Here is a 14,404-nt window from a genome sequence, read left to right as displayed (position 1 = left end):
CGAAGGGGGGGAGCGTGGCGCTCGCGGATCTGCCCGCCTCCACCACCGGCCCCGACGCGGCCGTGGTGCGGGTGCTCAGCTACAACATCCGCTCACTGCGCGACGACCGCGAGGCGCTGGCCCGGGTGATCCGGGCCTGTGCCCCCGACGTGGTCTGCGTCCAGGAGGCGCCGCGCTTCTTCCGCTGGCGCAAGGCCGCCGCATGGCTGGCCCGCGAGACCGGCCTCGTCTACGTCACGGGCGGGGCCACCGCCGCCGGTCCCATGATCCTCACCTCGCTGCGCGCCCACGTCGAGCGGGCCGAGGACATCCTGCTGCCCCGTGTCCCCGGCCTGCACCGGCGGGGCTTCGCCACCGCCGTGCTGCGCTTCGGCGGCGGCCACCGGGGCGCTGACGATGCCATCCGGCTCGGCGTCCTCAGCTGCCATCTGAGCCTGGCCGCGGCCGAGCGCTACGACCAGGCCGGGATGCTGCTGGACCGGATCGCCGCGCTCGACGTCCCGTACGCCGTCGCCGCCGGGGACATCAACGAGGAGCCCGACGGCCGCGCCTTCCGCCGTATCGCCGGCACGCTGCGGGACGGCTGGGCCACCGAGCCCTGGGGGGCCTCGTCCGGGGCCACCTTCGACCCGGGCGATCCGCGCCGCCGCATCGACGCACTGTTCGCGTCCGACGGCATCGAGATCATCGGCTGCGGGGTGCCTTCCGAGCTGCCCGGTGTCGACGACGCCGATCTGAGGGCGGCCACGGACCACCTTCCGGTCCTGGCCGCGCTCCGGCTGCCCCGGGTGCCCCCGGTATCCACGTAGGTCAGACGACGGCGCCCCGGCCGGGGTCGTCGTCCTCCTCGTCGTCACTCTCCTTCATCCGCATCACCAGCGTGACGAAGCCGCCCAGGAAGCCCCCGACGCCCAGCGTCGTGATCCACCAGGTCATCTCCACCCGGAACAGCACCACGCCGAGCAGCAGCAGCGGCCCGCCCAGCACACCCAGCCAGGCGAACCGGGACGTGGTGTCGGACTCGGGGAGCGGCGGCGGCTCGGGCGGGACGAAGTGGCCCTCGTCCGTCTCGTCGAAGTCGCTTTCGGAGGGCTCCTCGGCATCCCAGTCGCGCGGGCCCACACCCGGCGCGTACACGATGAAGCTGCCGACGGGCTTGTCACCCTTGTCGAGCTTGTCGCCCTTGTCCGCCTGATCTGTCTTGTCGCCCTTGTCGGCCTTGGTGAGGGCGTCCGTGCCCGCCGCGCCCGGGCGCTCGTCCTCGACGTCGGGGTCGAAGTCGTCCTCGAACCGGTCGTCCAGCCCGTCGTCCAGCTCGTCCAGCGGGTCGTCGCGCGTGTCGTCGCGCCGGGAGTCCTCGCGGCCCCACTTCTCCGTCAGGTTCTCGGCCACGGGCCACCGCTCCGCCTCAGGCGGGTCCGGCGGCTCCTCCCCGTACGCGGCGACGATCGCCGCGAAGGCGGCATCGTCGTCCCGGCGCGCCCCCGCCTCGTTCTCGTTCGAATCGCGCTCAGCCACTGGCCGCCGCCCCCTCCTTCCCGCCGGTGTCCCCGGGATGCGTCCCGTTGTCCTCTCCCATACCCGCGGTCAGCCGGGTGATGAACGTGTCCGTCTCCTCGAAGATGAACTCGGCGTCGTAGTCCAGCGTCGCCACGTGGTAGCTGCGCTCCAGCAGCCGCTCGGTGACGTCCCGGGACGAGACCTGGCTCAGGATGCGCTCGGAGTCGGCGGGCGGCACCACATGGTCCTGCGGGCTGTGCAGCACCAGCAGCGGCTGGGTCACCTGCGGCAGTTCGGCGTCCACCACCCGGTAGAAGCGGCGCATCGAGTGCACGGCGTGCAGCGGCATCCGCTCATATCCCCATTCCTGGGAACCCGGCTTGGCGATGTCGCTCGCGATCCCCTTGACGGAAGGCACCAGATGACGCAGCACCGGAAGGGCCACGGCCAGCGGATCGTGGATCCGGTTGGCCGGGTTCACCACGACGACGCCGCTGATCTCCGCGCCGTGCTGGGCGGCCAGCCGCAGCGCGAGCGCGCCGCCCATCGACAGCCCGCAGACGAAGACCCGGGCACACCGTTCGCGCAGGGCCCGCAGCTCCCGGTCGACCTCGGCGTACCAGTCCTGCCACCCGGTGACCGCGAGGTCCTGCCACCGGGTCCCGTGGCCGGGGAGCAGCGGAAGCGAGACGGTCAGCCCGCGCCGGGCGAGGTGCTCGGCCCAGGGGCGCACCGACTGCGGCGAACCGGTGAAGCCGTGACAGACGAGGACGCCGATCTCTCCGCCGTCGTGGCGGAACGGCTCGGCTCCGGGCAGGAGCGGCACCACGGATCTCCGTTCGGTGGTGAAGCGGTCAACGGGACCTCAGCGTACGCGGCGCGCCCCACCGGGGGTAGGCAGGTTAAGGTCTCCTCGTCGGATACAGGAGGTTCTCGGTTGTTCTACGGTGCAATGAAGCTGTCGGTGGGCGGGACGTTGAAGCTCGCCTTCCGGCCCTGGGTCGAGGGGCTGGAGAACATCCCCGACGAGGGGCCGGCCATCCTCGCGAGCAACCACCTCTCCTTCTCCGACTCCTTCTTCCTGCCCGCGATGCTCGACCGGAAGGTCACCTTCATCGCCAAGCAGGAGTACTTCACCACTCCGGGGATCAAGGGCAGGCTGACGGCGGCCTTCTTCAAGGGCGTCGGCCAGCTGCCGGTGGACCGGTCGGGCAGCCGGGGCGCGGGCGAGGCCGCGATCAAGGCCGGGATCGAGGTCATCAAGCGCGGTGAGCTGTTCGGCATCTACCCGGAGGGCACGCGCTCGCCGGACGGCCGGCTCTACCGCGGCAAGCCCGGCGGGCTGGCGCGCGTCGCGCTGGCGACGGGCGCGCCGGTCATCCCGGTGGCGATGATCGACACCGAGAAGATCCAGCCGCCGGGCAAGGTGATGCCCAAGCTGATGCGCCCCGGCATCAAGATCGGCAAGCCGCTGGACTTCAGCCGCTACCACGGCATGGACGGCGACCGCTTCATCCTGCGCTCGGTGACCGACGAGGTCATGTACGAGATCATGAAGCTGTCCGGCCAGGAGTACGTCGACATCTACGCGACCGCCGCCAAGCGGCAGATCGCGGACGCGGAGGCGGCCCGGAAGCAGGCCGAGAGGGAGAAGGAAAAGGCCGAGAAGGCCGAGAAGGCCGCGGACAAGAGCACGGACGACAAGAGCGAGAGCAAAGACAAGGACAAGACCGGGGCGTAACGCGCGCCGGGCCCGGGGGTGGGGGGAAGTTGGCGCTGCAGCCCAAGCGCGAGCGTGTCGTACGCATGTCCGTGGAGCAGCCGCTGTGGCACGCGCTGACCGCCTACCGGGTGCTCACTCTGGTCTACGCGCTCTGTCTCTTCGTCTACTCGTTCGACGACTATGACCGTCCGTTCGGCGCCGCCGCCTATATGGCGGTGCTGACCGTGTGGACGGCACTGACCTTCCGCATGGTCTCTTCGGCCGAGCGCTGCACCCGCCGCTTCCTGACCGGCGACCTGGCCGTCGCGATCACCGGCATCCTGCTCACCCCGCTCGTCGACAACCACGACCGCATCGTCGAGGGCACGCCCACGCTGCCCTCCATATGGACGGCGGGCGCGGTCCTCGGCTTCGCCATCAAGGGCGGCTGGCGGTGGGCCGCGTGGGCGTCGTCCGTCGTGTGCGCGGCCAACATCATCGAGCGCGGCGGGTTCGCCCAGGACACCGTCCACATGCTGATGCTGGTGTGGGTGGCGAGCGTGGCCATCGGGTACGTCGTGGAGGTCGCCCGCGCCAGTGAACGGACCCTGGCCCGCGCGCTGCGTATCGAGGCGGCGACCCGCGAACGCGAGCGACTGGCCCGGGACATCCACGACAGCGTGCTCCAGGTGCTCGCCATGGTGCAGCGGCGGGGCGCCGCGATCGGCGGCGAGGCGGCCGAACTGGGCCGGATGGCGGGGGAGCAGGAGATCGCGCTGCGCTCGCTGGTGGCCACCGGTCTGATCACCCCGCCGCGCGGCGCGGCCGATGACCGTATCGACGGAGACGGAGACGGCGGCCACAGCGAGGGCGGCGACGGGGGTGACGGTACGGACGACGCGACGGCTCCGGCGTCGTCGCCCGCCCCCGCTGACGCCCGCCCCTGTCTGCCCGAGGACAGCGCCGACCCGTGCGATCTGCGGGCCCTGCTCGCCCCGCACGCCGGTTCCCAGGTCACCTTCTCCGAACCGGGCGCCCCGGTGATCCTCCCGGCCGCCGCGGCGGGGGAGCTGGCGGCCGCTGTCGGTGCCGCGCTGGACAATGTACGGGTGCACGCGGGCGAGGGGGCCCGGGCCTGGATCCTGCTGGAGGACGAACCGGCCGCGGTGATGGTCACCGTCCGGGACGACGGCCCCGGCATCCCGGACGGCAGGCTCGCCGACGCCGAGCGGGAAGGGCGGCTCGGGGTCGCCCTGTCGATCCGGGGGCGGCTGCGCGACCTCGGCGGCACCGCCGAATGGATCTCGGCGCCGGGCCAGGGCACCGAGGTGGAGCTGACGGTTCCGAAGCCGGCGGTGAAGACGAAGCGGTGAAGACGAAGCGGTGAAGACGAAGGGGGACGACTGCACGATGACCGACGACCGGGAAGCCGAGCGGCCGGTGACGGTGATGGTGGTGGACGACCACCCGATGTGGCGCGACGCGGTCGCCCGCGATCTGTCCGAGGCCGGGTTCGACGTCGTGGCCACCGCCGGGGACGGGCCGCAGGCGGTCCGCCGGGCCAAGGCCGCCGAGCCCGACGTCCTGGTGCTCGACCTCAACCTGCCCGGGCTGCCCGGCGTCGAGGTCTGCAAGGAGGTCGTCGCCACCCACCCCAAGCTGCGGGTGCTGGTGCTCTCCGCGAGCGGTGAGCACGCGGACGTCCTGGAGGCGGTCAAGTCCGGCGCCACCGGCTATCTGCTGAAGTCGTCCAGCACCGAAGAGCTGCTGGACGCGGTGCGCCGCACCGCCGTCGGCGACGCCGTGTTCACCCCGGGCCTCGCCGGTCTCGTCCTCGGCGAGTACCGGCGGCTGGCGAGCGAGCCCGCCCCCACCACCGCCGACCAGCCGGTCGCGCCGCAGCTCACCGAGCGGGAGACGGAGGTCCTGCGGCTGGTGGCCAAGGGGCTCTCGTACAAGCAGATCGCCGAGCGCCTGGTGATCTCCCACCGCACCGTGCAGAACCACGTCCAGAACACCCTGGGCAAGCTCCAGCTGCACAACCGGGTGGAGCTGGTGCGGTACGCGATCGAGGCCGGACTGGACGACGCCTGACGACCGTCGTCGGCCCGTCCGCTCGAACGGGTGAAGTTCAAAACCAACTCCCGTGGCAGACACAGGAATCACTTTCCGCCCCATCCCCTGTGACCTGGATCACCGTTAGCGTAGCTCCGTACCGGGCCCAATCTCGGGATTTCAGCGGCAGAAGGGATGAAAAGGATGCGGGTCGGAGTGCTGACCGGCGGCGGTGACTGCCCCGGGCTCAACGCGGTCATCCGCGCCGTCGTACGCAAGGGCGTGAAGGAATACGGCTACGACTTCGTCGGCTTCCGGGACGGCTGGCGCGGTCCCCTCCAGAACGACACCGTTCCCCTCGACATCCGCGCGGTACGCGGCATCCTGCCGCGCGGAGGCACCATCCTCGGATCGTCTCGCACCAACCCCTTCAACAGCGAGGACGGCATCCGCCGGGTCAAGGAGACCCTGGCCAAGCAGGAGGTCGACGCGCTCATCGCGATCGGCGGCGAGGACACCCTCGGCGTCGCCTCCCGGCTCTCCGGCGACTACGGCATCGCCTGCGTCGGCGTCCCCAAGACCATCGACAACGACCTCTCCGCCACCGATTACACCTTCGGCTTCGACACCGCGGTGAACATCGCCACCGAGGCCATCGACCGCCTCCACACCACCGCCGAATCCCATATGCGGGTCCTGGTGGTGGAGGTGATGGGCCGCCACGCGGGCTGGATCGCCCTCCACGCCGGACTCGCCGGCGGCGCCAACGTCATCCTCATCCCCGAGCAGCGCTTCGACATCGACCGCATCTGCGCCTGGGTCGAGTCCCGCTTCAAGATCCGCTACGCCCCGATCGTGGTCGTCGCGGAGGGCGCGATGCCCAAGGACCGCGATGCCGTCCTCAAGGACGACTCCCTGGATTCCTTCGGTCATGTCCGGCTCTCCGGCATCGGGGAGTGGCTGGCCAAGGAGATCGAGAAGCGCACGGGCAAGGAGGCCCGTACGACCGTCCTCGGCCACGTCCAGCGGGGCGGCACCCCCAGCGCCTTCGACCGCTGGCTCGCCACCCGGTTCGGTCTGCACGCCATCGACACCGTGCGGGACCAGGACTTCGGCAAGATGGTCGCGCTGCGCGGCACCGATATCGTCCGCGTCCCCCTGGCCGAGGCGACGGCCCGCCTCAAGACGGTGGACCCGTCCCTGTACGCCGAGGCCGAGGTCTTCTTCGGCTGACCCCGCTGCTCCCGCCGCTCCCGCCGGGGCGCCGCCCCGGCGGGAGCCCTTACTCGCGTCCGCACTTCACGTCGAAGGAGGAGCCGGCCCAGGCGATCCTCGCGGAGCAGGTCGCGCTGCTCCCGCCCGTCCCGGAGCAGGAGTTGAGGCTCCAGGAGTCGCTGGACGAGGCGCGTGATCCGACGGGCAGAACTCGCGCAACTGGTCCTCACTGGTCCTTTATGAGGGCGAATCCCGTTGTGCAAATCGGCATTTTATGGCCTCTTCCAGAGGCCGATACGGTCCCGTTCATGGAATGGAACTTTCATACGGCCGAAGAAATCGCGGCTGCCTTACGCGCCGGTGACGTGACCTCGGCGGAACTGACCGACGAGGCGATTACCCGCATCGAGCGGGACGACAAGGCGATCAACGCGATCTGCGTGCCGGACTTCGACCGCGCGCGGGCCGCCGCGTGCGGTGCCGACCAGGCACGCGCCCGCGGCGAGGATCGGCCGCTGCTCGGTATTCCGGTGACGGTCAAGGAGTCCTACAACGTTGCCGGGCTGCCCACGACCTGGGGCATGCCGCAGTACCGGGACCATATGCCGGCCGAGGACGCGGTACAGGTGTCGCGGCTGAAGGCCGCCGGCGCGGTGGTGCTCGGCAAGACAAATGTGCCCTTGGGGCTACAGGACCTGCAGAGCTTCAACGAGATCTACGGCACCACCAACAACCCGTGGGATCACGCTCGCACGTCGGGCGGATCCTCCGGCGGATCAGCGGCGGCACTGGCGTCCGGATTCGGCGCGCTGTCCATCGGCTCCGACCTCGCCGGCTCGTTGCGCACCCCCGCGCATTTCTGCGGCATCTATGCGCACAAGCCGACACTCGGGCTGGCGGCAACCCGCGGAATGGTCGCGCCGCCGGCACCGCCGTTGCCGGTCGACCTCGACCTCGCCGTCGTCGGCCCGATGGCGCGCACCGCCCGCGACCTCTCGCTCCTGCTCGACGTCATGGCCGGGCCGGACCCGCTGACGCACGGCAAGGCGTACGACGTGACACTGCCGCCCGCGCGTCACCAGCGGCTCGGCGACTTCCGGGTCCTGGTCCTCGACGAGCATCCGCTCATCCCGACCGGGTCCGCTGTGCGGGCGGGCGTGAACCGGGTGGCCGACGCGCTTGTCGACGGCGGCGCCCGCGTCGAACGGCACACTCCGCTGCTGCCCGACCTGGCCGAAGCCGCGACGCTCTACACGCAGTTGCTGTTCTCGGGTTCCGTTGCGCGTTTTCCCGTCGAGGCGTACGACCTGCTGCGGACCCGCGCCGCCGGGCTGAGCGCGGACGACCAGAGCCTCGACGCGGCGCGGCTGCGCGGGATGGTGTTCAGCCACCGCGACTGGATGGAGGCGAACAACCGTCGCGAGCTCCACCGTCACGGCTGGCGGCAGTTCTTCGCCGAGTTCGACGCCGTGGTGTGCCCGATCACGCCGACTCCCGCGTTCCCGCACGACCACAACCTCGATCTGTTGGAACGCCGGATCGACATCGACGGCGTCGAGATCCCGTTCTTCGACCAGCTCGTCTGGGCCGGTCTGGCCACCATGCCCGGCCTGCCCGCCACCGCCGTACCAACGGGCCTGTCCCCCGACGGCCTGCCGGTGGGGGTGCAGCTCATCGGTCCGATGTTCGAGGACCGCACCCCGCTGCGGCTGGCCGAACTGGTCGAGCAGAGGATCGGCGGTTTCCAGGCACCGAAGTAGGGCGTTATGCCGGGTGTCCGTCGAGGACGGTGGGTGGGTTGTGCCCACCCGTCCCTCCCCCAGCTACCGCTGGGGGAGTTTGAGGAGCGGGGGCCAGGGGCGGAGCCCCCCCCACGCGGCGGAGCCGCATATCCGATGCTGTGGGAAGGGGCGGGGTGGGGAACAGTCAGACCCGCACAGCCGCGAGCAGCTCCGCCACCACCCCCACCCCACCCCGCGACAACACCGACTCGGGGTGGAACTGCACCCCGGCAAACCCCGGCCCCCGCAAGGCATGCACATCCCCGGTCGCCACGTCCCGGCTCAGCTCCACCCGATGCATCGCCAACTCCGCCTCCGCCCCCTCATCGCACCGCGCGGTAAACGTGTTGTAGAACCCCACCGTCTCCTCCCGCCCGAAGAAGTCGATCCGCTCCTGCGCCCCCTGGAACGGCACGTCCTTCCGCACGATCTCCAACCCCAGCTCCGCCGCGATCAGCTCGTGCCCCAGGCACACCCCGAGCAGCCCGTGCCGGTGCCCGGCCATCAGATCGGCCGCCAGCCCTCGCAGGAACCGCATCTTCACATCGGCGGGATCGTTCGGATCCCCCGGCCCGGGGCCGAGCACCACCGGCCCCTCGTGCGCCAGCGCGGCCTCCCGCACGCCCGGCTCGTCGTACCGCCGCACGGCCACCGTCAGCCCCGCCGTCCGCAGCAGATGCGCGAGCATCGCCGTGAAGGTGTCCTCGGCGTCGATCACCAGCGCGTCCCCGGACAGCAACCCCTCGGCGGCCTGCATCCGCAGCCAGAACGGCGCCAGGTCGGCCCGCCGCGCGTCCAGCGCCGCCCGCACCCGCGGATCGTCCGCGAGCCGGGGCCGCGGGCCCGAGCCGGACCGTACGGGCGCCTCCCGCACGCCCAGCGCGGTGAGCACCCCGGCCGCCTTGGCGTGCGTCTCGGCGACCTCGCCGCGCGGGTCGGAGTGGCGCACCAGCGTCGCCCCGACCGGCACCCGCAGCGCACCGCCGCCGTCGATGTCGGCGGTGCGGATGAGGATCGGCGAGTCGAGGGTCTGCGCGCCGCCGCCGTCCCGGCCGATGAGCGCGAGCGCCCCCGCGTAGTAGCCGCGCCCACCCGGCTCGTACCGCTCGATCACGCGGCACGCGTTCTGCACGGGGGAGCCGGTGACGGTCGCCGCGAACATCGTCTCCCGCAGCACCTCCCGTACGTCCAGCGAGGAGCGTCCGCGCAGCTCGTACTCGGTGTGCGCGAGATGCGCCATCTCCTTGAGCCGTGGCCCGACGACGACCCCGCCCATGTCGCCGACGGTGCACATCATCTTCAGCTCCTCGTCCACGACCATGGACAGCTCCTCCACCTCCTTCGGGTCGTGCAGGAACTCCAGCAGCCCTTCCGCCGTCGCGCCGCCCTCCGGATAGCGGTACGTCCCGCTGATCGGGTTCATGACGACCGTGCCCCCGGACATCCGTACGTGCACCTCGGGGCTGGCCCCCACCAGCGTCCGCCCGCCGCCCAGCCGTACGACGTACGTCCAGTACGCCCCCCGCTCACCGGCGAGCAGCCGCCGGAAGAGCGCGAGCGCGTCGGTACTCGCGAACCCCGGAATCTCCCCTTCAAAGGTCCTCCGAATGACGAAATTCGCGCCCTCCCCCGTGCCGATCTCGTCCTCGATGACCCGGCTCACGATCTCGGCGTACGCGTCGTCGCCGACATCGAAGCGCCCGCCCTCGACCCGTACGGCGTGCGTGGGCAGCGCGTCCAGCAGCTCGGCGAGCGGCAGCGCGTACGTGGTCTCGGGCCGCAGCACGGCCAGCGGCGTCCCGTCGTCCCGCACGTCGAATCCGCGCTCCCGGATCTGCCGGAAGGGTACGAGCGCGAGCGCGTCACTCACCGCGCCGCCGCCCTCCGGCGCCCCGGTCGGCAGCGGGATGTCGGTCAGCCGCTCCACCTCACCGGCCGGGCCGATCAGCACCTCGACGGTGTCGGGCTCATGGCCGGGCGTACGGCGGTGCAGCAGGGCGAAGGGCGGGCAGTCGTCGGCGAGCAGCCGGGCGACGACGGTCCGAGCGTCAGGGTTCGTCATGGCGGATGTTCCTTCCGGAGAGGAGGAACGACCCGCGGAAACGCCGAAGGCCGCCCCTCGGGCGGCCTTCGCGTGTGTCTGTTTCAGTGCGCGCGATTCAGTGGGCCGCCGGATGAGCGGTCCACCACCAGGTCATGGTCAGTCGCGCGTGCATGTCCAGGACTCTACCTCAGTTCCACGGGTTCGCAGGCTGGCCGTCGATGGCCGTCCAGAACCGGGTGTTCTCCGGTACGTAGCCGTACGCCCAGAAGGACCAGCCACCGCCGTACTCCAGGTTGGGGCCGTAGCGCCCGTCGTGATGCTCGCCCTCCCGCCAGCCGGGCCCGTAGTACTGCTCGCAAATGCCGTCGGCAGCCGCCCGGCTGGTCAACTGGGTGCCCGACACGGGCGGCGTCGCCGCCACGGTGCCGCGCGCCCAGGGGTGGTAGAAGTCCGGGTTGATGCTGGCGGGCACCGGGGCGCCGGTGACTCTGAGGCACAGGATCGGCAGGACGGCGGTGGCCGGGGTGTCGCCTTGGTACGCGTTGGTCGACGGGTCGGAGCTCACGCGGATCGTGCCGTCGGCCTGCTTCTCGGCGATGGTCCAGGTCATCCCGGCGTGGTTGGCGGCGGGTGCCGCCTGGGCCGCCGGGGCGGCGGTCAGCGACATCAGCGCGAGCGAGGCGGCGGCCGCCACAGCGGCGGCGCTGCGACGGAGTAACTTCCTCATGGGGCACTCCTTCGGATGGCACCGGCCACGGGGTGGGCCGGTCACTCGAACAGCGTCCGAGGAGCGCATGGTTCCATCGCGCTTTCTTCACGGCATGGCCGTAAGTGGCCGGGGGATGTCCGAACGCCCGTTCTTGCGCAACCCATGCCGCGTGTGCTTGGTACGGACCTTTGTCATGCGGAGCGTTTGCCCGCCGAGGTGAGTTCGATGGGCCATTCATGGGTGCGGAGGTGCGTCCAGGCTGCCGCGCAGAAGACCAGTCCGGCGCCCAGCATGTGCAGCCCGACCAGCAGCGGGGGTACGCCGGCGTGGTACTGGGCATGACCTAACACACCCTGTCCCGCGATGAGCGCGATGGTGATGGTGATACCACGCTGTACCGGTTGCGGGGCGTGGAGGGCTCGGGCCGCGACGGCTGTGGCGAGTGTGAGGCCGAGCAGGAGGTACACCAGGTCCGTGTGTATCTGGGTGAGTGTGTCCGGGGCGAGGGGCAATCGGTCTGCTTGCGGATCGCCGCCGTGGGGGCCGGTGCCGGTCACCAAGGTGCCGAGGACCAGGACGACGCTGGTCGTGGCCAGTAGTCCGGCGGTGAGCAGTCGCAGCTCGCGGCGAACTGGTATCGCTCGCCGGCCGATGTCGTCCTTTGTGCGGTGCAGTAGCGCGAGCGCGGCGAGCAGGAGCGGGAACGAGTTGAGGAAGTGCAGGGCTCGTACGTAGGGATTCAGGTCGGTGAGCACCAGGAGCCCGCCGACCACCGCTTGCGCGGGCACGGCCAGAGCCTGAGCTGCGGCCAGCCGGCGCCACGCTCGGGGAGACCGGGCACGGACAGTTGCGACGATCAGCGCGATGGCCACCAGTTCGAGGGCAACGCCGATCAGGCGGTTGCCGAACTCGATGGTGCCGTGGAGGCCCATCTCGGGCGTGGTGACCAAGGAGGCATCGGTGCACCGCGGCCAGGTCGGGCAGCCCAGTCCGGAGTCGGTCAGCCGCACCACCCCACCGGACACCAGAAGCATGAGGTTGAGCACCACGGACGCGGCCGCTAATCGGCGTACCGTCGCATGGCCCGGACCTGTCATGCGCTGGGGACCAGGACCGGTGGTCAATTCAGCTTCGGCCAGGTCATGGTTCATCGGGGTTCGGTTCCTCGATCCAGAAGTACCGCGGTGACGAGGGTGTCCTTGAGCCATGCTTCGTAGTCCTCGGGGGCCCAGCCGGCGTCGAGGACGAGGCTGTCGTGGACGCCGGCGCTCATCAGGGCCACGGCGATGTCCACAGCCTTGGGGTGGACGTCGCGGCCGGTGGCGCGGACGCGCTCGATGACCGTCTCGACCCCGAGCCTGTTCCGTCGCGCCCCTTCGGCCTGGGTGGTCGCGATGTCCGGGGAGACCGCGGCGCCGGTATTCAGCATGGTGACGATGTCGCCGCAGCGTTCCCGCACCTGGCGGCAGGCCCTGGCCAGCAGTCCCAGCAGGGCGTCGGGATCGGTCATCTCCCCCGCCTCGGCCAGCAGCTCCGGCAGACCGGCTTCCTCGTCCATCAGATCGACCAGCCCGTTGAGCACGCCGGCCTTGGAGCCGAAGTGCGCGTAGATGGTCTGCGGCGCGACGCCGGCTTCTTTGGCGATGGAGCGGATCGGTGTGCGGGCATAGCCATGTTCGGCGAACAGCCTGCGCGCGGTGGTGAGGATCGTGCGCAGCGTGAGCGCCTCGCGTCGATCACGCAGCCGGACGACTCCCGGCAGATCCGACATGTGTATGCTCCCGATTAGAACGATGTTCCAGACTCTGGAACGGCATTCTGTAGCCTACCAAGCTGCCACGGCAGCAGGGAGACCCGCATGAAGCTCGTGGTTTTCGGGGCGAACGGCCCGACAGGACGGCTCGTCACCCAGCGGGCGCTGACGGAGGGCCATACCGTGACGGCCGTGACCCGGCGGCCCGAAGCCTTCCCGATCGAGGATCCGCGCCTGAGGGTGGCGGGCGCCGATGCTCTGAACGCCGCGGCGGTGGATGAGGTGGTGGCCGGCCATGACCGCGTGGTGTCGACCCTCGGCGTCCCGTACACCAAAGAGCCGGTCACCATTTACTCGCAGGGCGCGCGGAACATCGTGGCGGCGATGAACCGGCACGGTCTGCGGCGGCTGGTATGCGTGACCTCGATCGGCGTGCACCCCCGACTCGCACCCGAAGAGAAGTTCTTCTACCGCAAAGTGGTCGGGCCGATCCTGCTGTCGATGGGGCGCCCGCTCTACGAGGACGCGCGCCGCATGGAGGAGATCGTGCGCGCCACCGATCTCGACTGGACGATCGTCCGCCCCTCAGGACTATTCGACGCCACGACGGTCACCGACTACCGCATCGCCGTCGCGCCCGAGCGGCTGCCCGGCATGTTCACCTCCCGCGCCGACCTGGCCGACGTGCTCCTGCGCGAGGTCACCGACGATCAGTACGTTCGCGCCTGCATCGAGGTGATCACCACTCAGGGCACCCCGAGCTACGCCCGCGTGTTCCTCAAAGAGGCGTTGCACATCGGCACATGATTCCGGGCGACACGGCTTCGACGGCCAGTGCTCATGGTTGGGGCACGGTTCCCTTCCTTGTGTGTGGACGGTGTGGAGGCCGCTACCCCGGGCGCTGGGGGTGTCGGTGAGGGCCGTTAAGTTACAGGGCCCGCGTATCGCTCTGATGCGCGGTCATCACGCATGCTCTTCAACGGGGAGAACCGCTCTGTCCACGAACGCACCGCCGCCCGGCGGCCACAGCCCTTCCTACCCGGCGCAGCAGCCGTACCCGTACGGCCAGCCCCAGTACGGCCAGCAGCCGTACGGTCAGCCCTACCCGGGCGCCCCGGCACCGCCGCCTCCGCCCCGGCGCGGCTTCTTCAGCCGGTTCAGCCGTCAGACGAAGATCCGGATGATCGCCATCCCGCTGGCGCTGATCGCGTACGGCATCTGGTACGCCGTGGGCGACCACGACAGCTCCAGCCCGACCAGCCCCAGCACGGACAGCACCAGCGCGTCCGCCGCCGAGGTCGGCGACTGCCTCCAGAACAAGGGCTCCGAGAGCGACCCGGACCTCTCCATCGTGGACTGCGGTGGCACCACCGCGGACTACAAGGTGAAACAGCGTGAGGTCATGGACTACACCTGCGATCCGCAGTACGCGACGTACCAGTTGACCCGCAACGGCAGGCCGCAGTTCACGCTCTGCATGGAGCACGTCAGCAAGTAGCACGTGGGCCAGTAGGTCGGTGTGCTCCGGGCCGTGGGGGGGGGCGCGGGGGGGGGGGGGGGGCCCGCGCGGGGGGGGGGGGGGGGGGTGGGGGGGGGGGGGGCCGCGCCGCCGGGGGGGGGGGGGGGGGGGGTGGTGTGTTGTTTT

At 70.8% G+C, this 14,404-nt stretch carries 15 protein-coding genes; 8 read left to right on the top strand and 7 right to left on the bottom strand.

Features of this window, described 5'->3' with window-relative positions; genetic code table 11:
• Positions 1-14: 14 nt before the first annotated feature.
• Complete coding sequence (locus ACH4SI_RS29750) at positions 15-809, top strand: endonuclease/exonuclease/phosphatase family protein (RefSeq protein WP_398300990.1); 795 nt, start codon at positions 15-17, stop codon at positions 807-809.
• A 1-nt stretch (position 810) separates the two neighbouring features.
• On the opposite strand, the gene ACH4SI_RS29745 is transcribed toward ACH4SI_RS29750, so the two are convergent.
• Together ACH4SI_RS29745 and ACH4SI_RS29740 are read right to left on the bottom strand one after the other, a co-directional pair.
• On the bottom strand, positions 811-1,518 hold the full coding sequence (locus tag ACH4SI_RS29745; protein WP_398300988.1) for a hypothetical protein: 708 nt from the start codon (positions 1,516-1,518) through the stop codon (positions 811-813).
• Complete coding sequence (locus ACH4SI_RS29740; protein ID WP_398300986.1) at positions 1,511-2,326, bottom strand: alpha/beta hydrolase; 816 nt, start codon at positions 2,324-2,326, stop codon at positions 1,511-1,513. The genes ACH4SI_RS29745 and ACH4SI_RS29740 overlap by 8 nt, the downstream gene beginning before the upstream one ends.
• Before the next feature lie 126 nt (positions 2,327-2,452).
• On the opposite strand from ACH4SI_RS29740, the gene ACH4SI_RS29735 reads away from it, so the two are divergent.
• From ACH4SI_RS29735 to ACH4SI_RS29715, 5 genes are all read left to right on the top strand, one after another.
• Entirely contained in the window at positions 2,453-3,241 is a 789-nt protein-coding gene (locus ACH4SI_RS29735) for a lysophospholipid acyltransferase family protein (RefSeq protein WP_398301405.1), read from the top strand.
• Between the two features lie 65 nt (positions 3,242-3,306).
• Positions 3,307-4,575: a MacS family sensor histidine kinase gene (gene macS / locus ACH4SI_RS29730; RefSeq protein WP_398301403.1), complete on the top strand. Its 1,269-nt coding sequence runs from the start codon at positions 3,307-3,309 to the stop codon at positions 4,573-4,575.
• A gap of 37 nt (positions 4,576-4,612) precedes the next feature.
• On the top strand, positions 4,613-5,296 hold the full coding sequence (locus ACH4SI_RS29725) for a response regulator (protein WP_398301401.1): 684 nt from the start codon (positions 4,613-4,615) through the stop codon (positions 5,294-5,296).
• 165 nt (positions 5,297-5,461) lie between these two features.
• A complete protein-coding gene (locus ACH4SI_RS29720) occupies positions 5,462-6,490 on the top strand; it encodes a 6-phosphofructokinase (RefSeq protein ID WP_398300984.1) in 1,029 nt (342 codons plus the stop codon).
• A 290-nt stretch (positions 6,491-6,780) separates the two neighbouring features.
• On the top strand, positions 6,781-8,232 hold the full coding sequence (locus ACH4SI_RS29715; protein ID WP_398301399.1) for an amidase: 1,452 nt from the start codon (positions 6,781-6,783) through the stop codon (positions 8,230-8,232).
• Positions 8,233-8,398: 166 nt separating this feature from the next.
• On the opposite strand, the gene ACH4SI_RS29710 is transcribed toward ACH4SI_RS29715, so the two are convergent.
• The 5 genes from ACH4SI_RS29710 to ACH4SI_RS29690 all read right to left on the bottom strand — a co-directional run bounded on the left by ACH4SI_RS29710 (position 8,399) and on the right by ACH4SI_RS29690 (position 12,777).
• Complete coding sequence (locus tag ACH4SI_RS29710; protein ID WP_398300982.1) at positions 8,399-10,315, bottom strand: anthranilate synthase family protein; 1,917 nt, start codon at positions 10,313-10,315, stop codon at positions 8,399-8,401.
• A gap of 97 nt (positions 10,316-10,412) precedes the next feature.
• On the bottom strand, positions 10,413-10,469 hold the full coding sequence (locus tag ACH4SI_RS29705; RefSeq protein WP_198268090.1) for a trp operon leader peptide: 57 nt from the start codon (positions 10,467-10,469) through the stop codon (positions 10,413-10,415).
• Positions 10,470-10,484: 15 nt separating this feature from the next.
• Positions 10,485-11,024, bottom strand: coding sequence for a hypothetical protein (locus tag ACH4SI_RS29700; RefSeq protein ID WP_398300980.1), 540 nt, complete (start codon positions 11,022-11,024; stop codon positions 10,485-10,487).
• A gap of 173 nt (positions 11,025-11,197) precedes the next feature.
• Positions 11,198-12,157: a heme A synthase gene (locus tag ACH4SI_RS29695; protein WP_398300978.1), complete on the bottom strand. Its 960-nt coding sequence runs from the start codon at positions 12,155-12,157 to the stop codon at positions 11,198-11,200.
• The gene (locus ACH4SI_RS29690) at positions 12,154-12,777 is read right to left on the bottom strand and encodes a TetR/AcrR family transcriptional regulator (protein ID WP_398300976.1); all 624 of its coding nucleotides are present in this window, start codon (positions 12,775-12,777) and stop codon (positions 12,154-12,156) included. Before ACH4SI_RS29690 ends, ACH4SI_RS29695 begins: the two co-directional genes overlap by 4 nt.
• Positions 12,778-12,864: 87 nt before the next feature.
• Here ACH4SI_RS29690 and ACH4SI_RS29685 point away from each other — a divergent pair, with 87 nt between their 5' ends.
• Together ACH4SI_RS29685 and ACH4SI_RS29680 are read left to right on the top strand one after the other, a co-directional pair.
• Entirely contained in the window at positions 12,865-13,566 is a 702-nt protein-coding gene (locus ACH4SI_RS29685; RefSeq protein WP_398300974.1) for an NAD(P)-dependent oxidoreductase, read from the top strand.
• Positions 13,567-13,711: 145 nt separating this feature from the next.
• Positions 13,712-14,257 (top strand): hypothetical protein, encoded by a 546-nt coding sequence (locus tag ACH4SI_RS29680; protein WP_398300972.1) that lies wholly within the window; start codon positions 13,712-13,714, stop codon positions 14,255-14,257.
• Positions 14,258-14,404 lie beyond the last annotated feature (147 nt).

Origin of the sequence: Streptomyces sp. NPDC021212 (assembly GCF_044332925.1) — a bacterium.
Taxonomy (GTDB): Bacteria; Actinomycetota; Actinomycetes; order Streptomycetales; family Streptomycetaceae; genus Streptomyces.
This window is presented reverse-complemented; position numbering and strand designations above follow the sequence as displayed.